The organism is Methylobacterium sp. Leaf100 (genome assembly GCF_001422845.1).
Classification (GTDB): domain Bacteria; phylum Pseudomonadota; class Alphaproteobacteria; order Rhizobiales; family Beijerinckiaceae; genus Methylobacterium.
In genome coordinates this window covers 105,507-123,876 of sequence record NZ_LMMW01000063.1, presented here as the reverse complement: position 1 = coordinate 123,876, position 18,370 = coordinate 105,507, and the positions used below count along the sequence as shown (strand labels likewise).

Annotated in this window: 21 protein-coding genes; 9 read left to right on the top strand and 12 right to left on the bottom strand. The window is 70.0% G+C overall.

Features of this window, described 5'->3' with window-relative positions:
• Nucleotides 1–109: 109 nt before the first annotated feature.
• Together ASF25_RS21435 and ASF25_RS21430 are read right to left on the bottom strand one after the other, a co-directional pair.
• Nucleotides 110–1,225 (bottom strand): ATP-binding protein, encoded by a 1,116-nt coding sequence (locus ASF25_RS21435; protein WP_056174503.1) that lies wholly within the window; start codon nt 1,223–1,225, stop codon nt 110–112.
• A gap of 170 nt (nt 1,226–1,395) precedes the next feature.
• On the bottom strand, nt 1,396–2,028 hold the full coding sequence (locus ASF25_RS21430; RefSeq protein WP_056174501.1) for a helix-turn-helix transcriptional regulator: 633 nt from the start codon (nt 2,026–2,028) through the stop codon (nt 1,396–1,398).
• A gap of 212 nt (nt 2,029–2,240) precedes the next feature.
• Here ASF25_RS21430 and ASF25_RS21425 point away from each other — a divergent pair, with 212 nt between their 5' ends.
• Nucleotides 2,241–2,594 carry a DUF952 domain-containing protein gene (locus ASF25_RS21425; RefSeq protein ID WP_056268446.1) on the top strand — a complete coding sequence of 118 codons (354 nt, stop codon included), beginning with the start codon at nt 2,241–2,243 and terminating at the stop codon, nt 2,592–2,594.
• Nucleotides 2,591–3,670 (top strand): quinone-dependent dihydroorotate dehydrogenase, encoded by a 1,080-nt coding sequence (locus ASF25_RS21420; protein ID WP_056174497.1) that lies wholly within the window; start codon nt 2,591–2,593, stop codon nt 3,668–3,670. The genes ASF25_RS21425 and ASF25_RS21420 overlap by 4 nt, the downstream gene beginning before the upstream one ends.
• Here the strand turns inward: ASF25_RS21420 and ASF25_RS21415 are convergent.
• Nucleotides 3,667–3,957: a hypothetical protein gene (locus ASF25_RS21415; protein WP_056268452.1), complete on the bottom strand. Its 291-nt coding sequence runs from the start codon at nt 3,955–3,957 to the stop codon at nt 3,667–3,669. The two genes, ASF25_RS21420 and ASF25_RS21415, sit on opposite strands and share 4 nt — an antisense overlap.
• A 237-nt stretch (nt 3,958–4,194) precedes the next feature.
• Between ASF25_RS21415 and ASF25_RS21410 the strand changes: the two genes are divergently transcribed.
• Nucleotides 4,195–6,492, top strand: a complete 2,298-nt coding sequence (locus ASF25_RS21410; RefSeq protein WP_056306716.1) for an FdhF/YdeP family oxidoreductase — start codon at nt 4,195–4,197, stop codon at nt 6,490–6,492.
• Entirely contained in the window at nt 6,489–6,794 is a 306-nt protein-coding gene (locus ASF25_RS21405) for a hypothetical protein (RefSeq protein ID WP_056268458.1), read from the top strand. Before ASF25_RS21410 ends, ASF25_RS21405 begins: the two co-directional genes overlap by 4 nt.
• 25 nt (nt 6,795–6,819) lie before the next feature.
• On the opposite strand, the gene ASF25_RS21400 is transcribed toward ASF25_RS21405, so the two are convergent.
• The gene (locus ASF25_RS21400) at nt 6,820–7,704 is read right to left on the bottom strand and encodes a CoA ester lyase (protein ID WP_056174490.1); all 885 of its coding nucleotides are present in this window, start codon (nt 7,702–7,704) and stop codon (nt 6,820–6,822) included.
• Nucleotides 7,705–7,906: 202 nt separating this feature from the next.
• On the opposite strand from ASF25_RS21400, the gene ASF25_RS21395 reads away from it, so the two are divergent.
• Both ASF25_RS21395 and ASF25_RS21390 read left to right on the top strand, forming a co-directional pair.
• Nucleotides 7,907–8,296, top strand: a complete 390-nt coding sequence (locus ASF25_RS21395) for a tautomerase family protein (RefSeq protein ID WP_056268459.1) — start codon at nt 7,907–7,909, stop codon at nt 8,294–8,296.
• Nucleotides 8,293–8,628 (top strand): DUF167 domain-containing protein, encoded by a 336-nt coding sequence (locus tag ASF25_RS21390; protein ID WP_056306714.1) that lies wholly within the window; start codon nt 8,293–8,295, stop codon nt 8,626–8,628. Before ASF25_RS21395 ends, ASF25_RS21390 begins: the two co-directional genes overlap by 4 nt.
• A 1-nt stretch (nt 8,629) precedes the next feature.
• Here the strand turns inward: ASF25_RS21390 and ASF25_RS21385 are convergent, their stop codons facing one another.
• The 7 genes from ASF25_RS21385 to ASF25_RS21355 all read right to left on the bottom strand — a co-directional run bounded on the left by ASF25_RS21385 (nt 8,630) and on the right by ASF25_RS21355 (nt 14,320).
• Complete coding sequence (locus ASF25_RS21385) at nt 8,630–9,001, bottom strand: tRNA-binding protein (RefSeq protein WP_056306712.1); 372 nt, start codon at nt 8,999–9,001, stop codon at nt 8,630–8,632.
• Between the two features lie 16 nt (nt 9,002–9,017).
• On the bottom strand, nt 9,018–9,842 hold the full coding sequence (locus ASF25_RS21380; RefSeq protein ID WP_056268467.1) for an FTR1 family protein: 825 nt from the start codon (nt 9,840–9,842) through the stop codon (nt 9,018–9,020).
• Between the two features lie 40 nt (nt 9,843–9,882).
• A complete protein-coding gene (locus tag ASF25_RS21375) occupies nt 9,883–11,283 on the bottom strand; it encodes a 4Fe-4S binding protein (protein ID WP_056306772.1) in 1,401 nt (466 codons plus the stop codon).
• 29 nt (nt 11,284–11,312) lie between these two features.
• Nucleotides 11,313–11,645, bottom strand: coding sequence for a cupredoxin domain-containing protein (locus ASF25_RS21370; RefSeq protein ID WP_056306770.1), 333 nt, complete (start codon nt 11,643–11,645; stop codon nt 11,313–11,315).
• 11 nt (nt 11,646–11,656) lie between these two features.
• Nucleotides 11,657–12,229 carry an iron transporter gene (locus ASF25_RS21365; protein WP_056306768.1) on the bottom strand — a complete coding sequence of 191 codons (573 nt, stop codon included), beginning with the start codon at nt 12,227–12,229 and terminating at the stop codon, nt 11,657–11,659.
• Between the two features lie 198 nt (nt 12,230–12,427).
• A complete protein-coding gene (locus tag ASF25_RS21360; RefSeq protein WP_056306766.1) occupies nt 12,428–13,804 on the bottom strand; it encodes an MATE family efflux transporter in 1,377 nt (458 codons plus the stop codon).
• A 24-nt stretch (nt 13,805–13,828) separates the two neighbouring features.
• Nucleotides 13,829–14,320, bottom strand: a complete 492-nt coding sequence (locus ASF25_RS21355; protein WP_056306710.1) for a DUF971 domain-containing protein — start codon at nt 14,318–14,320, stop codon at nt 13,829–13,831.
• Nucleotides 14,321–14,416: 96 nt separating this feature from the next.
• On the opposite strand from ASF25_RS21355, the gene moaA reads away from it, so the two are divergent.
• Nucleotides 14,417–15,559, top strand: a complete 1,143-nt coding sequence (moaA, locus tag ASF25_RS21350) for a GTP 3',8-cyclase MoaA (RefSeq protein ID WP_244473130.1) — start codon at nt 14,417–14,419, stop codon at nt 15,557–15,559.
• 77 nt (nt 15,560–15,636) lie between these two features.
• Complete coding sequence (locus ASF25_RS21345) at nt 15,637–16,503, top strand: NAD(P)-dependent oxidoreductase (protein ID WP_056306709.1); 867 nt, start codon at nt 15,637–15,639, stop codon at nt 16,501–16,503.
• Here ASF25_RS21345 and miaA read toward each other — a convergent pair.
• A complete protein-coding gene (gene miaA, locus ASF25_RS21340; RefSeq protein WP_056306706.1) occupies nt 16,481–17,443 on the bottom strand; it encodes a tRNA (adenosine(37)-N6)-dimethylallyltransferase MiaA in 963 nt (320 codons plus the stop codon). The genes ASF25_RS21345 and miaA overlap by 23 nt on opposite strands.
• Before the next feature lie 17 nt (nt 17,444–17,460).
• On the opposite strand from miaA, the gene serB reads away from it, so the two are divergent.
• Nucleotides 17,461–18,357, top strand: coding sequence for a phosphoserine phosphatase SerB (gene serB / locus ASF25_RS21335; protein ID WP_056306704.1), 897 nt, complete (start codon nt 17,461–17,463; stop codon nt 18,355–18,357).
• Nucleotides 18,358–18,370: the final 13 nt, after the last annotated feature.

Sequence of the window (18,370 nt, the reverse complement as noted above, 5' to 3'; positions counted from 1 at the left end):
TTCGCCCCTGATGCGGTTCGTTTGAGAGTCTGGCGGAAGCGCCAGTCACTATATGGTGACGGGCGAGGCGCGGTTTTAGTCCATCTCGCCCCGCGCTTTTTTTCCGCCCTCAGGCCACGGCCGGGAAGACGAGGCGGACCACGGTGCCTTCGCCGGGCTTGCTCTCGAGGTTCACCGTGCCGTTCTGGCGCTTGACCAGACCATGGACGATGGCGAGGCCGGTGCCGCGCCCGGCCTCACGGCTGGTGATGAACGGAGCGAGCGCGCGCGCCGCCATCTCGGGCGACATGCCGTGGCCGGTATCCGTGACCGTGATGCCGACGGCGCCGTCCCCGGGGCGCTGCAGGGCGCGATCCCCCACCGGTACCGCGAAGGTCGCGATGGTGATGCGGCCCGCTCCCGGCATCGCCTCGCACGCGTTGGCCACGATGTGGTTGAGGGCGAGTTCCACCTGGCGCGGGTTGCTCAGGCCGCAGGCGAGGCCCGGCGTGGTGCGGATGTCGAGGCTGATCCGCACCGGCAGACTCGGACCCATGCGTGCGCCGAACTCGGTGATCAGGGCGTTGAGGTCCACGGGCCGGACGTCCGGGGCGATCCGACGCGAGAACGCGAGGAGCTGGCGTGTCAGGATCGTCGCCCGCTCCGCCGCATCCGTGGAGCGCAGGATGGCGCGCTGGATGAAGGGCTCGTCGCGGTCGCTCAGACGCCGTTTCAGGCCGTCGATGTAGCCGATGAGGATCTGGAGGAAATTGTTGAACTCGTGCGCCACGCTGTTGGTGAGGAGGCCGAGCGCCTCGCGCTGGCGCGACAGGCTGAGGGCCCCTTCGGCATCGCGACGGCGGGAGACGTCGACGATCTGGACGAGCCGCCGATCGGTGCCGGGCACCGGCGCCACCAGGATCTGCGCCCAGAACGCGGCTCCGGCGCGGGTATAGGCCAGGAACTCGACGCCCTCGGGCGGCGTATCGGTGAGCGCCGTCGCGAGGGCGATCCGCGCCGCCCGGTCCGTATCCGGTCCGAGGAGGAAATGGGTGCTGCGGCCGGTCACCGCCTCGGCGCCGTAGCCGGTGAGCGTCAGGAACGCCGGGTTGGCGAAGACGATCCGTTCGCCGTCCGGGCCGGCCTCGACGAGCAGTGCCGGCACCCGCGACGCCGCGAGGTAGGCCTGCGGGGCCGCATCCGGCCGGTCGTCCGGCGCCTGATCGTCCGGTGGGGGCGATGCCATGGCCTGTCCGCGCGTGCGAGGCTTCTCGGCGCCTCTTCACGAAACGCCCTCGGCCCATCGGGGTTCGACACGAGAACCGCGGGTGACCGGGCGTTCCGCGAGGCACGTTCCGCCTTCGGGATCTCAGGCATAAACCGATCCGGAGAAGCGGCAAAGCTTCGTACGGGCCGCTACTGCCGCACCCACATCACCCGGCCGATCCAGGCGATCTCGGCCACGTTGACGACCCGGTCGGCATGGTCGGGATTGAGCGATACGAGTTCGATGGTGCGGGCGGTGCGGCGCTTGAGTTCCTTGGCCAGGACTTCTCCTGCGCTCAGGCGCACCACGACGCGGTCGCCCTTGCGTACGCTGGCGGAGGGCGAGACGATGAGCACGTCGCCGTCGCGGTAAAGCGGCGCCATAGAATCGCCCTGCACTTCCAGGGCGAAGGCCCGGTCGTCGGCGAGATCGGGAAACTCGATCTCCTCCCAGCCGGGACCGCCGGTGGGCATGCCCTCGTCGGTGAAGAGCCGTCCGGACCCCGCCTGGGTCATGCCCACGAGGGGGATCATCGATCGGGTCGGTCCGGTCCGGACTTCGATGAGGCGCAGGAACTCGTCGAGGCTGGCGCCCGTGGCGGTCAGGACCTTGGCGATGGATTCGGTGGAGGGCCAGCGCTTGCGCCCATCCGGGCCGATGCGCTTCGAGCGGTTGAAGCTCGTCGCGTCGAGGCCGGCACGGCGCGCGAGGCCGGAGGCCGAGAAGCCGTGGCGCTCGGCCAATCGATCGATGGCGGTCCAGATCTGCTCGTGCGACAGCATGAGAGGCTCGCGACGGAAAGTGTGTAAGACGCTCAGCCTACGTGTAGGAAAGTAGAACTAAAATACCCAGAAAGCAACGGCATGGTCCCCGGCGGGTTTCGCCCCGCCCACGAGCCGCCGAAGGATCGGGGGCGGCCGAGCGGATTCGGTTGCGGCGGACCGGCCTGCGCTCTATCGCCGGACGCGAGCGACCCTCGCGCGAAGGAGACCCGATGCCCCTCGTCTACAAGATCTGCCCGCGCGATCTCTGGGCGACGGCGGAGGCGCAAGGACGTTTCACCGGCGCGCCCGTGGACGTCGCCGACGGCTTCATCCACTTCTCCACCGCGCCCCAGGCGGCCGAGACGGCGACGCGGCATTTCTCCGGCGTGCACGACCTCCTACTCGTCGCCGTCGACACCGAGGCCCTGGGGGCGGCGCTCCGCTTCGAGCCCTCGCGCGGCGGCGACCTGTTCCCGCACCTCTACGGCGACCTCCCACTCGGGGCCGTGCGGGCGGTTCACGACCTGCCGGTCGGGCCCGACGGCAACCACGTCTTCCCGGAACGTTTCGGAGACGCCGCATGATCGGCGCGCTGTTTCCCCTCGCCAAACCCCTGCTGCACAGCCTCGATGCCGAGGCGGCCCACAACCTCACGATCCGGGGCCTGTCCCTGCTGCCGCCGCGCCGCCCGCCGCCCGACGATCCACGCCTCGCCGTGGAGATCCTCGGCCGCAGTTTCCCCAACCCCGTCGGCCTCGCCGCCGGCTACGACAAGGGCGCCCAGGTGCCCGACGCGCTCCTCGGCCTCGGCTTCGGTTTCGTCGAGGTCGGCGGCGTGGTGCCGAAGGCGCAGGCGGGTAATCCCACCCCGCGCGTGTTTCGCCTGAAGGCCGATGGTGCCGTGATCAACCGGTTCGGCCTCAACAGCGAAGGCCTCGACACGGTGCGTCGCCGGCTCGCGGCCCGGCGGGACAAGCCTGGCCGGATCGGCGTCAACATCGGGGCCAACAAGGAGGCGACGGACCGCCTCGCCGATTATGTCGCCTGCACCCGCGCCCTCGCGCCCCTCGTCGATTTCGTCACCGTCAACGTGTCGTCCCCCAACACCCCGGGCCTGCGCGACCTTCAGGGCGAGGCCTTCCTCGACGACCTGTTGGCGCGGGTTGTGGAAGCCCGCGACGCGGTCCATCCCGGTACGGCGATCCTGCTCAAGATCGCACCCGACATCACCCTCGCGGCCCTCGACGCCATGACGGCCACCGCCCTGAAGCGTGGCGTGCAGGCCCTCGTCGTCTCCAACACCACCATCGCGCGACCCGCGACCCTCGCCGAGACGGCGCTTGCCCGCGAGACCGGCGGCCTTTCCGGCCGACCCCTGTTCAAGCCCGCGACGCGGCTGCTCGCGCAGACCTACCTGCGCGTCGGCGGCCGGATCCCCCTCGTGGGTGTCGGCGGCATCGATTCGGCCGAGGCGGCCTGGACCAAGATCCTGGCGGGTGCGAGCCTGCTCCAACTCTACTCCGCCCTGGTCTATCAGGGGCCGGCCCTGATCGGGTCGATCAAGGCCGGCCTCGTCGCCCGGATGGCGGCCGAGGGCGCGGGCAGCTTGGCCGGGTTCGTCGGACGGGACGCCGAAGCTCTCGCGGCGCTGCCGGGTTAGGGACGCGACCGCCGCCGGCCGGTTCCGGCCAGGACCACGCAGGCGGCGAACAGGCCGATCAGCCCCCATTTCACCGGCAGGAGGTCGGCGCCCTCGCTCGCCACGGGCTGGCGCGCGAACCGGCCCGGGGCGGTCTCGACTCCGGGCTTGCCCGCCCCTCGCGCGTCCGCGATCTGCGCCGGCGAGATCGCCCATTCGGCGTCCATCTGGCGATCGTGCGCCATCATCGCGACGGCGACGGCGATGCCCACGACGACGGCCGCGCTGACCCGTACGGGGGTTCGCATCCTGGTGGTCTCCTCGCCCGTTCCAGGCCCGCAGGCCCCCTCGCCGACGCATACCCCACCTGCGTGCGGCAGCGCAGTGCCTTAACCCGGGCGAAACCCAGCCGGGTAAAACCTTTCCCCGCGCAAGCGCATGACAGGCCTGCGTTTTTGACCGATTGAGGCGCCGCTGTGCGGTGCGGTAATCCCTCACGCAAGCAGGTCGCTACGACCTCAGAAGCTTTCCCATCAGGATCGTCCATGGATCACCCGGTCGCGTCTCCCAAGCGTTCGTCCGCCGCCGGCGGCTGGGGTGCGCTGAAAAGCTGTGGCAAGCATCTCCTCGGCAGCCGCGCACCGCTCTCGGGCGCCCGCGCCATGCTGAAGGCCAACCAGCCCGATGGGTTCGATTGTCCGGGCTGCGCCTGGGGTGACCCGGCGCACGGCTCCTCGTTCGAGTTCTGCGAGAACGGCGTCAAGGCGGTGTCGTGGGAAGCCACCGACAAGCGCACCCCGCCGAAGTTCTTCGCCAAGCACACCGTGAGCGAGCTGCGCGGCTGGACCGACTACGCCCTCGAGGGCGAGGGCCGGCTCACCCATCCCATGCGCTACGACGCCATCAGCGACCGCTACGTGCCGACCACCTGGCCCGAGGCCTTCGCGGCCATCGGCGCTGCTCTCAACGCCCTCGACCAACCCGATCAGGCCGAGTTCTACACCTCCGGCCGCGCCTCCAACGAGGCCGCGTATCTCTACCAGCTGTTCGCCCGGCATTACGGCACCAACAACTTCCCCGACTGCTCGAACATGTGCCACGAGGCCAGCGGCATCGCCCTCCAGGCGGCCATCGGCATCGGCAAGGGCACCGTGCTGCTGGAAGATTTCGAGAAGGCCGACGCGATCTTCGTCGTTGGCCAGAACCCCGGCACCAACCATCCGCGCATGCTCGGGGACCTGCGCAAGGCCGCCCAGCGCGGCACCCGCGTGGTGGTGTTCAACCCCGTGCGCGAGCGCGGCCTCGAGCGCTTCGCCGATCCGCAGAACACCGTCGAGATGCTGCGCGGCGCGAGCGCGCCCGTGGCGAGCCACTATTACCAGCCGCGCCTCGGCGGCGACATGGCGGCCTTCCGGGGCATCGCCAAGGCGGTGTTCGCCGCCGACGACGCGGCGCTCGACGCCGGCAAGCCGTCCGTCCTCGACCGCGCATTCCTCACCCATCACACCGCCGGGCTCGACGCATACCGGGCCGTCGTCGACGCCACCACCTGGGAGGCCATCGAGGATCAGTCCGGCCTGTCCCGTGCCGATATCGAGGTCGCGGCGCAGGTCTATCTCGGGGCCGACAAGGTGATCTGCACCTGGGCCATGGGCGTGACCCAGCACCGCCATTCCGTCGCAACGGTTCGCGAACTCGCCAACGTGCTGTTCCTGCGCGGCCATGTCGGGCGGCCCGGCACCGGCCTGTGCCCCGTGCGCGGCCATTCCAACGTGCAGGGCGACCGCACGGTGGGCATCAATGAAAAGCCCTCCGCCGCCCTCCTCGACGCCCTGGAGACCACGTTCGGCTTCACCGCGCCGCGCCGTCACGGCCACAACGTCATCGGCGCCATCGGCGCCATGCTGGACGGCTCGTCGAAGGCGTTCATCGGGCTCGGCGGCAACTTCGCCCGCGCCACGCCGGACACGGCCCTCGTCGCCAAGGCCCTCGCATCCTGCGAGCTCACCGTCCACATCGCGACGAAGCTCAACCACTCGCACCTCGTGCCGGGCCGCGTCGCCTATCTGTTGCCGTGCCTCGGCCGCACGGAGATCGACCGCAACGCCCGGGGCAAGACCCAGATCGTGACGGTCGAGGATTCCATGAGCATGGTCCACGGCTCGGGCGGCATCAACAAGCCGGCCTCGAAGGAGCTCCTGTCCGAGATCGCCATCATCGCCGGCATGGCGGCGGCGACCGTCGGTTCGGAGCGGGTCGACTGGGCGTCGCTCACGGAGGATTACGACCGGATCCGCGATCTCATCGAACGCACGATCCCGGGGTTCGCGGGCTACAACGTCCGGGTGCGGCGTCCGCGCGGCTTCATGCTCCGAAACCTCGCCGCCGAGCGCAACTTCGAGACCGAGACGGGGCTCGCCAACTTCTCGGCCGATGTGCTGCCGGAGACGACGGAGCACCAGCGCGCCAGCACGACGCCCGGCACCTTCGTGCTGCAGACCTTCCGCAGCCACGACCAGTACAACACCACCATCTACGGCCTCGACGACCGCTATCGCGGCGTGTACGGCGAACGCCGGGTGGTCTTCGCCCATCCCGACGACCTCGCGGAGATCCGCGCGCGCATGGGCGACCGGGTCGATATCGTCGGCAACCACGACGACGGCGTGACCCGGGTGGCGGAGAGCTTCCGCCTCGTGCCCTTCGACATGCCGCGCGGCTCGCTCGCGGGCTATTACCCTGAGCTCAACGTCCTCGTGCCGCTCTCGACCTTCGGCGAGGGCAGCGACACGCCGACCTCGAAGTCGGTGCTCGTCCACCTCCGCGCGCCGGCCGCCGCGTGAGCGAACCCCCGGCCGACGCCGAAACCTTCCTGGCGGTGACGGATTCCGTCGCCGCCCTGCAGCCCGGGCTCTCGACCCTGGAAGCGGGCGTGCTCGCGGCCCTGCACCTCGCCCTCGCCGCCGACAGCCGCAGCTTTTCGCGCGTGTTCGGCGTCGAGCATGCCCTCGTGCTGCGGGCCGTCGAAGTCCTGGTCGGCGAGGCGGCGCTGCTGACGGTGATCGAGCGCGCCCCCCGCACCCAGCGCACGCACTACGCGGTCACCGAAGCGGGCCGGGCGCTCCTCGACCACCTTCACGGTTGAGTGGCCCGGCCGTCGCGAGGCGCCCCTACTGCCCCTTGGCCGCGATGGCCTCCGACCAGTTCACCGCCCGGCGGGCCATGCCGATATGCTGCCGCTCGTACATGCGGCCCTCGATCTTGATGGCGCCGCGCTTGAGGTTCTCGGGCTTGTCGAACGCCTCGATGACGATGCGGGCGCGGCGCACCTCCTCCTCCGTGGGGGCGAAGCAGGTGTTGGCCGGCTCGATCTGGTTGGGGTGGATCAGGGTCTTGCCGTCGAAGCCGAGGTCGCGCGCCTGCTGGCACTCGGCGCGGCAGCCGTCCACATCGCCGATGTCGTTCCAGACGCCGTCGAGGATGATCAGACCCTCGGCGCGGGCGGCCGCGAGGGTGAACATCATCCACGGCAGCATCGGCACGCGGCCGGGCACGAGTTGGGCCCAGGTGTCCTTGGCGAGATCGTTGGTGCCGAGCACGAAACCGGTGAGCCGGGTGCGCCGGTCGCGCCGGGCTTTCGCGATGTCCTGAATGTTGAGGATGGCCGCCGGAGTCTCGATCATGGCCCAGACGGCGATGCTGTCGGGCGCCTCCAGGGCTTCGAGGTGGTTGGCGATGCTCTCCAGCACGGCGGGCGAGGAGACCTTCGGCATCAGGATCGCGTCGGGTCGGGCCTGGATCGCCGCCTTGAGGTCGGATTCACCCCAGGGCGTCTGGGGCGCGTTGACCCGGATGACGATCTCGCGTTTGCCGTAGCCGCCTTCCTTGACCGCCGCGCAGACCTGCTCGCGCGCGAGTTCCTTGGCGTCGGGCGCCACCGCGTCCTCGAGGTCGAGGATGAGCGAATCGGCGGCGAGGGTCCGGGCCTTTTCCAAAGCACGCTGGTTCGAACCGGGCATATACAGCACGCTGCGGCGGAGGCGGAGGTCGGACATCGCGGGTTCCTGTGAAATCGCCGCGCACCTTAATGCAACATCGGCGCCTGGGCACCCCGCACGGCCCCGCGAATGGCAGTTCCTTCCCCGAATCGGGACGCGGGCGGACAGGGACTGCTATGATCTCGCCCGACGTCGCCGACGAAACCAAGCAAGGCCGCCGTTCTGCCGCGGCTCGTCGATCCCGAAGAGTGAGAGTGCCATGCCGTTGATCCGCTTCGATCTCATCGAAGGCCGTACCGAGGCCGAGCTGAAGACCCTGCTCGATGCGGCCCACGAGGCCATGCTGGAAGCCTTCCGGGTGCCGGCCGGCGACCGCTACCAGATCGTCACCGAGCACAAGCCGTCGCGGATGATCGTCGAGGATACCGGCCTCGGCATCCCGCGCACGAAGGACGTGGTGGTGGTGCAGGTGTTCACCCGCCCGCGTTCGCAGGAGATGAAGCAGGATTTCTATCGCCTGCTCACGGAGAAGTTGGAGGCCGCCTGCGGCATCGCTCCGGCCGACGTGATGGTGTCCTGCATGGTCAACAGCGACGCCGATTGGTCGTTCGGCCACGGCCGGGCGCAGTTCCTCACGGGCGAGCTGTGACGCCGGCCCTCCCCTATACCGCCCATGCGGACGGCGTGCGCCTCGCCGTCCGGCTCACCCCCCGCGCCGCGCGGTCCGGCCTCGACGGTCTCGTCGCCGGGGCTGACAGACGGATTGCCGTGCAGCTGCGCGTCGCTGCCCCGCCGGTGGAGGGCGCCGCCAACGCGGCCTTGATCGGCTACCTTGCCGAGGTCCTGGAGCTGCGGCGCAGCGAGATCCGCATCGTCTCGGGCGAGACGGCTCGTCGGAAGGTGGTGGCGCTCGCGGGCGATCCCGTCGTTCTAAGCGGCCGCATCGGCGATTGGATCGCGGCCGCGCCCCTGCGCCGATAAGTCAGAACAGGCGCCCGCCGTTCGGCACGGGTTTGTCCGGCGCGAACAACACCACCGCCCCGTCGGCGTCGGGAAAGCCCAGGGTCAGCACCTCGGACCGGAACGGCCCGATCTGCCGGGGCGGAAAATTCACCACGGCGGCAACCTGACGGCCGGGCAGGTCCTCGGCCCGGTAATGCTCGGTAATCTGGGCGCTCGACCGCTTCCGGCCGATGCTGCCGCCGAAATCGATGACGAGCTTCAGGGCGGCTTTGTGAGCCTCCGGGAACGGCTCGGCCGACACGATGGTGCCGACCCGGATATCCACGGCGAGGAACGCGCCGAATCCGATGGTCTCGGCCGCCGGGGCGTCGGGCGTGGGGCTGACGTGCATGACGACCTCGCGCGCCTCAGGCCGTGCGGACCTGCCGGCGCTTGTCCGCCGACGACCATTGCATCAGGGCGACCATGACCAGGATGGTGCCGAGGTAGACGAGGCCCTGGAGGACGCTCGGCCGGTCGGTGTAGCCCACGAGGGCGTGGAGCACGCGGCCCGCGAGGCTGTCCTCCCGCAGGATCGCGGTGGTGTTCCACAGGGGGCGATCGAGCACGGTGACGACGCCCGCGTTCACCAGGAACTGAGCGGCCTGCGAGGCGAGGCCGGCGGCGAGGAAGATGATCAGCGCGCTCGTCACCGAGAAGACGTAGCGGGTCGGGATGGCGGCGAGACCGAAATAGCTCACCCCCGACAGGGCGGCACCGGCCGCGACGCCCGCGAGCGCCCCTAGCTGGATGTCGATCCCGGAGGTGCCGGATGCGACGAGGCCGTAAAGGAACAGCACGAGCTCGGCGCCCTCGCGCAGGATCGCGGCGCCGACCACGAGGGCCAGGGCGGCCGCCGTGGTCTGTCCGGTGCGGACCTTGTCGCCGGCCGCGCGGAGCTCCCCGGCGAGTTCGCGACCGTGCTTGCTCATCCAGGTGTTGTGCCAGATCAGCATCAGCACGGCGACGATGAGCACGGCGGCGTTGAGGATGTCCTGGCCGGCGCCCTCGAAGGCGTCGGAGATTTTTTCCGCGAACAGCGCGATGAGGGCGGCGCCCGCCAGTCCCCCGACGATACCCAGGGCGATCCAGCGGCCGCGCCCACTGATCCCGCGTGTCGCGGCGAGCACGATGCCGACGATGAGGCCGGCCTCGATGACCTCGCGGAAGGCGATGACGAAAGCGCCGATCATGCGCGGATATCCTTGTGTGCGCGCCGAAGGGCCGCGCGGGTTACCAGATCCAGAACAGCAGCACCCAGCCGAACACCGAGAGGCCGCAGGCCGCCGCGATGGCGAGGGTGGCGGCGATCCGGCGCGCGCCGGCCGCGTAGTGCCCCGACACCCGCCAGGCGAGCCAGGTGCTCCACAGGCTGCTGCCGAGGAGGAGACCGCCGCGCAATTCGGAGACATAGGGGATGACGAGACCGTCGCCGCGCAGGAACGTCACGGTGAGGGCCGAGAGGCCGAGGAAGACGCCGCAGCCGGCGACCGGTATCAGCGTCTGGGTGAGGTGGTGGAACCGCTGGGTCGACCACGCCCCGAGGGCGCGGGTGCCGAGGGCCACGAAGCCCGACAGGGACGATCCGAGGATGAGGGCCGAGGCGACGATGTAGGCGAGCAGCAGCACGCCGTCGAGGAGGCTGAGCACGTCGTTGTGCTCGGGGTAGTTGGTGAGGACGAACCACGGCAGTGTCGTCTCCAGGGGCCAGGAGATGCCGCGCTCGATCAGGATCGTGGCGAGCCATTGCTTGGCGTCGATGAACCACGGGCTCGACGACCACTGGAACGCGCCCACCGCGATGCCCATCATGCCGAACAGGATGAGGGCGGTCTGGTCGAGGCTCGGCTCGTTGCCGGCGACGTTGACGATCTCGTGGGTGGGCGACCGCCGGGCGAGGCGCACGGCCCCGCGATAGCCGCTGCAGCGTCCGCACATGTGGCAGGCGCCGGCGCCGTTCATGGTCTTGACCGGGACCAGGGGCGCGCAGTTGAAGCTCTCGCCCTTCGGCTTCGGCGATGCGCTCCACGCCGCGTGATCGACCTGGAAGCTCACCGGCGCGAGCTTGGCCAGGACCGCGAAGACGCCGTTGACGGGGCAGAGGTAGCGGCACCACACCCGCTTGTTGCGCCCGTAGAGCAGGCCGACGGCGATGGCCGCCACCGTGGAACCGCCGAGCACGGCCAATACCGGTTTCGGGTAGCCGTAGACGCTGACCATCTGGCCGTAGACCGTGGTGCCGGCGAACGCCACGAACGGCCAGCCGCCCCAGGTGAGCCAGCGCGGCACGGCCCGCCCCAGGCTCCACCGGCTGGCGAATTCCGTGAGGGCGCCTTCGGGGCAGAGGATGCCGCACCACGCGCGCCCGACCACCACCATGCTGACCAGCACGAACGGCCACCAGATGCCCCAGAACGCGAACTGGGCGAACACCCTGAGGTCGTTCCACAGGTGCGCCGTGCGTCCAGGGAGCGGCAGGAAGGCCGGGACCGCGACGAGGACGAGGTAGATCGCCACGACGACCCATTGGATCGTGCGGATGATGCCGCCGTTGCGCTGGAGCCACTGGCCGAGGCCGGCCAGCTTGGCATCGACCCAGGCCTCGCCCGGTGAAATGGAGGCCGATGCCGCCATGGGGTTCGCCATTCGGTCCGTTTCGCTGCCTACTTCGCCACGAGGGTGGCTTTGGAATCCGGGTGGAAGTCGTCGAACACGTCGTAGCGACCGGGATCGATGGTGCGGAACACGATGGACGAGGTGGCGCCGGCGGCGAGCGCCTTCTCGCGCTTCAGTTCGGTGCTCTCGAACTCGACGGGGCTCTTGCCCGTGTTGGTGATCTCGAGCTTGAACCGGGTGTTGGCCGGCACCTCGATGATTTCGGGGATGATCGCCCCGTCGCGCATCTCGACCTTGATGACCGGCAGGTCCTCGGCGCGGGCCGGCTGCCCGAGCGCGAGGGTGGCGGCCGCCGCTGCGGCGGCGAGGAGGTTCGGCAGCCGGGCCACGGTTAGTACGCGCCCTTCTTGCCGATGCCCGCGAAGGTGAAGTCCTGGATCAGGTCGAACGGCTTGAACCATTCGGCGACCCCGGTCTCCTTGTCGACGTGGCGTCCGAAATGCTGGCCCGCGCCGGGGGGCGCCACCGTGAGCTTGAGGCGGTAGCGCCCGGGCCCGGACAGCTTGACGTTGTCGCCGTAATGGGGGCCGTCGTTGGCCACCATGGGCATGAGGGTGCCGGTGACCTTCGGCCCCGTGGCGGCCTCCCCGTCGAGCTTCGTCAGCTCGAACGAGACGGCGAGCGACGGCACCCAGTCCCCTTCGGCGAAGCCGTTGCGGTTGTCCTTCGCGGCGCGGATGTCGGCTTCGAGATGCAGGTCGGATTGTGCGGCGGCGCGCATCATGTCCGGCGGGTCCATCTCGATGGGCTGCAGGTAGACGGCGGCGACTTCGAGCCCGTTCTGGACCACGTGCGGCCCGATGGGCGTCTCCTTCGCGTGAGCGGGAAGGACCGCACCGGCGGCGAGGAAGCCGGCGACGAGGAGGGACGGCAAGCATCGGGCGGTGATGGAGCGGGCGGTCATGGATCTCTCGCACATCGGAGCTTCGCGCAGGGTATCGAGCGCGTAGACCAGCCACACAAGCAAGCAAAGAGGCTTCTTCGTCACATTGTTACATCGGAATCATTCTAATTCGACGGTAGTTGGACCTTTTCAAAACAAAGTGGGTGCTCGCGTCCGATCTATTGGTTCCTGGTCTTCCAGCCCGAGGGGCGATTACGGTTACGCAACCTGCCGTACCGGCGCGGGCAGTCCCGGCTCGACCGCTGGGGAAAACGTTCGCGTCGTCAGGCCCGGATAGGCCAGGGCCTGACCGACGCCACGGCCGCCCAGCAGCAGCAGGAAAGCGGCCCACAGGCCGGCATTGCCGAGATCCAGCGCGTGGAACGCCAGCAGGGCGAGGCCATAGGTGACGCTGGCCCCGATCATCAGGTTGCGCATGGCGCGGGTCCAGGTGGCGCCAATGTAGATGCCGTCGAAAGCGAAGGGGAGCGCAGCGACGAGGGGCGCCAGGGCCGCTGGGACAAGGTAGGCCCGCGCCGTCTCGCGGACCTCGGGGTTCGTCGTCACCGCGTCGATGAAAGCCCCACCCGTCACGAGGAACAGGCCCGCGATGGCGGCCCCGAAGGCGAGGCACCAGGCGAGGCTCAGGCGCGCGGCGCGGCGGAAGCCCGCCTGGTCACGGGCGCCCACGGCCTGTCCGCACAGGGTCTCGGCGGCGGTGGCGAAGCCGTCGAGGAAGAAGCCGCCGATCATGAAGAGATTCCACAGGACGGCGTTGGCGGCGAGCACCACGTCGCCGGAGCGTGCGCCGAGGGCCGAGAACGCCGCAATGCAGGCGACGAGCAGAAGGGTGCGGATCATGACGTCGGCGTTGACGCTGAGCATCCGGGCGAGCGCCAGGGGATCGGCGACGATCCGCCATGGCACGCCGAACGGATAGGAGCCGAGTCGGGCGAGGACGAGGAGCCCCAGCCCGGTTCCAACCGCCTCGGCCACCAGGGTGGCGAGGCCCGCGCCCGCGACGCTCATGCCCGCGCCGAGCACGAGGGCGAGGGTCAGGGCGATGTTGACGAGGTTGATGGCGATCTGAAGCACGAGCCCGAGATCCGTGCGGCCGCGGCCGAGCACGGACCCCAGGATGGCGTAGTTCGCCAGCGTGAAGGGCGCCGCGAAGATGCGGATATGGAAATAGTCCGACAGGCCGGCGATCACCGCCGGGCTCGCGCCGCTGATGGCGAAGGCGCCCTGGCCGATGGGCCCTTGCAGGATCACGATGACGAGGCCGACGAGGAGACCTGCGGCGAGCGCCCGCGCCAGGGTGCGGTCGACCTCCGCCCCGTCGCGGGCGCCCACCGCCTGCGCCGTCAGGCCGGCGGTCGCCATGCGCAGGGAGCCGAACGACCAGAAGATCGCGTCGAAGATCACGGCGCCGAGCGCCATGGCGCCGAGCAGGGCCGCATCGCCGAGCCGCCCGATCACCGCCGCACCGACGAAGCCGAGGAGCGGCGTCGTGACGTTGGCGACCGTCATCGGCAGGGCGAGGGACAGGACGCGCCGGTTCGTGGCGGGTGCGGGATGGGCTCCGCGGACGCTCATCGGCATGCCCTCATCGATATGGCCTCAATGACAGCCGCACCCGGTGCCGCAACTGCCGCCGCCCGAACTCTCCGGCGGAGTCCCGGCCGGCTTCTTCGCCGGCCGCATGGTGGGATCGCGCGTCAGGCCTCGCTCGTCCAGCTCCGACAGGTAGGTGGCCCAGCGGTTCCGGTATTCACGGCCGAGGTCGTAGAGGTAGCCCCAGCCGAACAGGCCGGTGTCGTGCATGTCGTCGAAGGTGAGCTTCACGGCGTAGTTGCCGATGGGCTCGACCTTGAGGATCGCGACCTCGCGCTTGCCGCCGATCACCTTGCGCTCGGCCGGGGAGTGGCCCTGGACCTCGGCCGACGGGCTCGACACCCGCAGGTATTCCGCCGGCAGGGTGAAGCGCCCACCATCCTCGAAGGCGACGATGAGGCTGCGCTTGTCGCCCGACAGCCGGATCTCCGTCGGCCAGCGCTCCAGTGCGGCCGGAGCGGGTGCGGGGGTTCGTTGATCGGGGGTCTGCTGGTCCATGTGGCAGTCTCCTTGTGGAAGGGGTGGTTCCACGTGCGGACACGTCGCCCCGGTGCGCGCTTGCCCGCGCGGGTGCAAGACCTCATATGCTTCTTCATGCTAGGTTCGTCACGCGACCAAACGCCAGTGCCTTCCCCAGACCAGGGTTCAGAGTTTCGCATGTGGGGTCCACGCACCGACGACGCGCCCGTGACGCCTGTCCCCGCGCCCTTGTCCAAGCCTGCGTCTGCGCCCTTGTCCGGGCCCGCGCCCTTGATCGACCCGTTCCAGCGGGCGATCACCTACCTGCGCATTTCGGTGACGGATCGCTGCGACCTGCGCTGCGTCTACTGCATGTCCGACGACATGAGCTTCTTGCCGAAACGCGACCTTCTCAGCCTCGAGGAGCTCGATCGCCTGTGCGCGGTGTTCATCGGGCGCGGGGTGAGGAAGCTGCGCATTACCGGGGGCGAGCCTCTGGTGCGGCGTGACATCATGCATCTGTTCCGCCGCCTGTCCCGCCATCTCGGCACGGGCGCGCTGGAGGAGCTGACCATGACCACGAACGGAACGCAGCTCGGCCGCTTCGCGCCCGAACTCGCCGACCTCGGGGTCAAGCGCGTCAACGTCTCCCTCGACACCCTCGATCCCGCCAAGTTCAAGGCCGTGACCCGTCGCGGCGATCTCAAGGTGGTGCTCGACGGCATCGCGACGGCCCGGCGCGCCGGCATCAAGGTCAAGATCAACGCCGTGGCGCTCAAGGGCGTCAATGAGGACGAGATCGCCGATATGATCGCCTGGGCGCACGGCGACGGCATGGACATGACCCTGATCGAGGTCATGCCGCTGGGCGAGATCGAGGGCGACCGCACCGATCAGTTCCTGCCCCTGTCGGTGGCCCGCGCGCGCCTCGAGAACCGCTACACCCTGACCCCCCTGCCGGACCGCACCGGTGGTCCGGCGCGCTACGTGCGCGTGGAGGAGACCGGTGGGCGCCTCGGCTTCATCACGCCCCTCACCCATAATTTCTGCGAGAGCTGCAACCGCGTGCGCCTGACCTGCACCGGTCAGCTCTACATGTGTCTCGGCCAGGAGGACGCGGCGGATCTGCGCGCGGCGCTCCGTGCCTCGCCCGACGATGCCTTGGTGACGCAGGCGGTGGTGGATGCCATCGCCCGCAAGCCGAAGGGCCACGACTTCGTCATCGAGCGGGCCCGCCCGGCGGCGGTGCCGCGCCACATGAGCGTCACCGGCGGCTGAAGACAGAGGGGTTTGACCCCTCGCCCCCGCCCACCTAGACCCCCGTCCAGCGTGCGTTCGAACGGTGGAGACGGTTGATGGCGAAGGTCGCGTTCCTGGGCCTCGGTGTGATGGGCGGCCCGATGGCGGGGCACCTCGCCCGGCACGGCCATCACGTCACCGTCTACAACCGGACGGCATCGAAGGCGGAAGCCTGGGTGAAGGCCCATGGCGGCGCGGCGGCGCCGACCCCGCGTCAGGCCGCCGAGGGCCAGGAGGTGGTCTTCGCCTGCGTCGGCAACGACGACGACCTGCGCGGCGTGACCCTCGGGAACGACGGCGCGTTCGCCGGAATGGCGAAGAGCGCGGTCTTCGTCGATCATACCACGGCCTCCGCCGAAGTCGCCCGCGAACTCGCCGAGATCGCCGACGCCGCCGGCCTTCACTTCATCGACGCCCCCGTGTCCGGCGGTCAGGCGGGAGCCGAGAACGCGGCCCTCACGGTGATGTGCGGCGGCGACGCCGCGACCTACGCCCGCGTCGAGGCCGCGATCCTGTGCTTTGCCAAGGCGAGCCGCCTCATGGGCCCGTCGGGCTCGGGCCAACTCACCAAGATGGTCAATCAGATCGCCATCGCGGGCGTGGTGCAGGGGCTGTCGGAGGCGATCCACTTCGCCAAGCGCGCCGAACTCGACGTCGACGCCGTCCTCGACGTGATCTCCAAGGGCGCCGCCGGCTCTTGGCAGATGGAGAATCGCGGCCGGACCATGAACGCGGAGAAATTCGATTTCGGCTTCGCCGTGGACTGGATGCGCAAGGATCTCGGCATCCTGCTGGCCGAGGCGCGCCGCAACGGCGCGAAGCTGCCCGTAACCGCTCTGGTGGACCAGTTCTACGCCGACGTCCAAGGTATGGGCGGCAACCGTTGGGACACGTCGAGCCTCATCGCCCGTCTGGAAAAGTAAGCCGCGCCTCGGCGTGGGTTTGGGCCGCCTCCGGGGCGGTCCATTCCCAGTCCGGTCCCATCTGGTGGCGGAACCAGGTGAACTGACGCTTGGCGTAGCGCCTCGTGTCGGCTTGTCCGCGCCGGATCGCCTCGGCCCGGTCGATGACCCCGTCGAGGTGGGCAATCAGGCCCGGTACGCCGTGAGCACGCATGATCGGCAGGAGCGGGTCAAGGCGGCGTTCTCGCAACGCCGCGACCTCGTCGAGGGCGCCGTCCGCGAGCATCGCGGCGAACCGGGCGTCGATGGCCGCGCGGAGCGCCGCGCGCTCGGGGGCGAGGAACAGCTTCAGGAGCGGCAGGCCCGCCAGCGGACCGGGCGTTCGGCTGCCCTGGAAGCTGGCGATGGGTTTTCCCGTGGCGGCGAGGATCTCGAGGGCCCGCATGATTCGGGCCCGGTCGCTCGGCCGCAGGGCCTCGGCGCCGCCGGGATCGCGGAGGGCGAGGTTCGCATGCAGGGCCTCGGTCGCCCTGCCCTCGGCTTCGGCCCGGATCGCGGTCCGCACGGCGTCGGGCACGGCCGGCAACTCCGACAGGCCCTCTTCCAGGGCGCGGAAGTACAGTCCGGTGCCGCCGACGAAGATCGGCAGGCGGCCTTCCGCCCGCACCGCACGGAAAAGCGCGGCCGCCTCCCGGGCGAAATGTCCGGCCGAATAGTTGGTCGCGCCATCGACATGGCCGTAGAGGCGGTGGGGCGCCAGGGCCGCTTCCGCCTCGCTCGGCCGGGCCGACAGGCGCCTCAGGTCGCCGTAGACCTGCATGGAATCGGTGTTGATCACCACGCCCCGGAACCGGCGCGCCAGGGCGGTGGCGAGGCCCGACTTGCCGGAGGCGGTCGGCCCTGCGATGAGGATGGCCGCCGGCCGGCCGTGCGCGTGTGCTGTGTCCGTGACCGGCGGCAAGGCGTGGAAGCTCCCTGATGTCCCTCGTCGCGATCCTGATAGCAAACGCGGCGCGTCCCGCCATCACCGATGCGGTCCTGGCCGAGACCCGCCGGGTGCTGCGCACGGAACATCAGCCGCGCATCCTCCACGGCGAGGTCGCCGCCGAGGTGCTGGTGCCGGGCGCCGCCGCCGATGCGCCCGCCCTCGCCCGGCGCCTGCGTGCGGCCTTCGCGTCCGAGCCCTTCGACGTCGCGGTCCTGCCCGCCGGCCCGCACCGGCGCAAGCGCCTGTTCCTCGCGGACATGGATTCCACCATGATCCAGCAGGAATGCATCGACGAACTCGCCGACACCGTGGGCCTGCGGGATCAGGTGTCGGCCATCACCGAACGGGCCATGCGGGGGGAGATCGACTTCGCTCCGGCCCTGCGCGAGCGGGTCGCGCTCCTGCGGGATCTGCCGGTCGGTGTCATCGACAGCCTGATCGCCGAATGCATCACCCTCATGCCCGGCGCCCGGACCCTGGTGCAGACGTGCAAGGCGCACGGCACCCACACCTGCCTCGTCTCCGGCGGCTTCACCCTGTTCACCGGGCCGATCTCGGAAAAAATCGGGTTCGACGAGGCCCATGCGACGACGCTCGGTGTCGCGGACGGCCGGCTCACGGGTTCCGTCCAAGAGCCCATCGTCGACAAGGCGACGAAGCGGGCCACCCTCATCAACCTGCGCAGCCGCTTCGGCCTCGACCCGGCCGAAACCCTGGCCGTGGGGGACGGCGCAAACGACCTCGACATGCTCGGCGAGGCGGGTCTCGGGGTCGCGTTCCGGGCGAAGCCCGCCGTCGCGGCCGCGGCTCATGTCCGCATCGACCACGGCGATCTCACCGCCCTCCTGTACCTGCAAGGGTATGGTGCGAGCGCGTTCGTGAACTGAAAAAGGCCGCCGT

Bases quoted from the DNA above. Each gene is read 5' to 3' on its own strand.
- ASF25_RS21385 (WP_056306712.1), bottom strand. From the start codon at position 9,001: ATGCACGTCAGCCCCACGCCCGACGCCCCGGCGGCCGAGACCATCGGA.
- moaA (WP_244473130.1), top strand. From the start codon at position 14,417: ATGCTAGGTTCGTCACGCGACCAAACGCCAGTGCCTTCCCCAGACCAG.
- ASF25_RS21425 (WP_056268446.1), top strand. From the start codon at position 2,241: ATGCCCCTCGTCTACAAGATCTGCCCGCGCGATCTCTGGGCGACGGCG.
- ASF25_RS21380 (WP_056268467.1), bottom strand. From the start codon at position 9,842: ATGATCGGCGCTTTCGTCATCGCCTTCCGCGAGGTCATCGAGGCCGGC.
- ASF25_RS21430 (WP_056174501.1), bottom strand. From the start codon at position 2,028: ATGCTGTCGCACGAGCAGATCTGGACCGCCATCGATCGATTGGCCGAG.
- ASF25_RS21355 (WP_056306710.1), bottom strand. From the start codon at position 14,320: ATGGACCAGCAGACCCCCGATCAACGAACCCCCGCACCCGCTCCGGCC.
- ASF25_RS21435 (WP_056174503.1), bottom strand. From the start codon at position 1,225: ATGGCATCGCCCCCACCGGACGATCAGGCGCCGGACGACCGGCCGGAT.
- ASF25_RS21420 (WP_056174497.1), top strand. From the start codon at position 2,591: ATGATCGGCGCGCTGTTTCCCCTCGCCAAACCCCTGCTGCACAGCCTC.
- ASF25_RS21360 (WP_056306766.1), bottom strand. From the start codon at position 13,804: ATGAGCGTCCGCGGAGCCCATCCCGCACCCGCCACGAACCGGCGCGTC.
- ASF25_RS21395 (WP_056268459.1), top strand. From the start codon at position 7,907: ATGCCGTTGATCCGCTTCGATCTCATCGAAGGCCGTACCGAGGCCGAG.
- ASF25_RS21410 (WP_056306716.1), top strand. From the start codon at position 4,195: ATGGATCACCCGGTCGCGTCTCCCAAGCGTTCGTCCGCCGCCGGCGGC.
- ASF25_RS21415 (WP_056268452.1), bottom strand. From the start codon at position 3,957: ATGCGAACCCCCGTACGGGTCAGCGCGGCCGTCGTCGTGGGCATCGCC.
- ASF25_RS21365 (WP_056306768.1), bottom strand. From the start codon at position 12,229: ATGACCGCCCGCTCCATCACCGCCCGATGCTTGCCGTCCCTCCTCGTC.
- ASF25_RS21400 (WP_056174490.1), bottom strand. From the start codon at position 7,704: ATGTCCGACCTCCGCCTCCGCCGCAGCGTGCTGTATATGCCCGGTTCG.
- ASF25_RS21345 (WP_056306709.1), top strand. From the start codon at position 15,637: ATGGCGAAGGTCGCGTTCCTGGGCCTCGGTGTGATGGGCGGCCCGATG.
- serB (WP_056306704.1), top strand. From the start codon at position 17,461: ATGTCCCTCGTCGCGATCCTGATAGCAAACGCGGCGCGTCCCGCCATC.
- ASF25_RS21375 (WP_056306772.1), bottom strand. From the start codon at position 11,283: ATGGCGGCATCGGCCTCCATTTCACCGGGCGAGGCCTGGGTCGATGCC.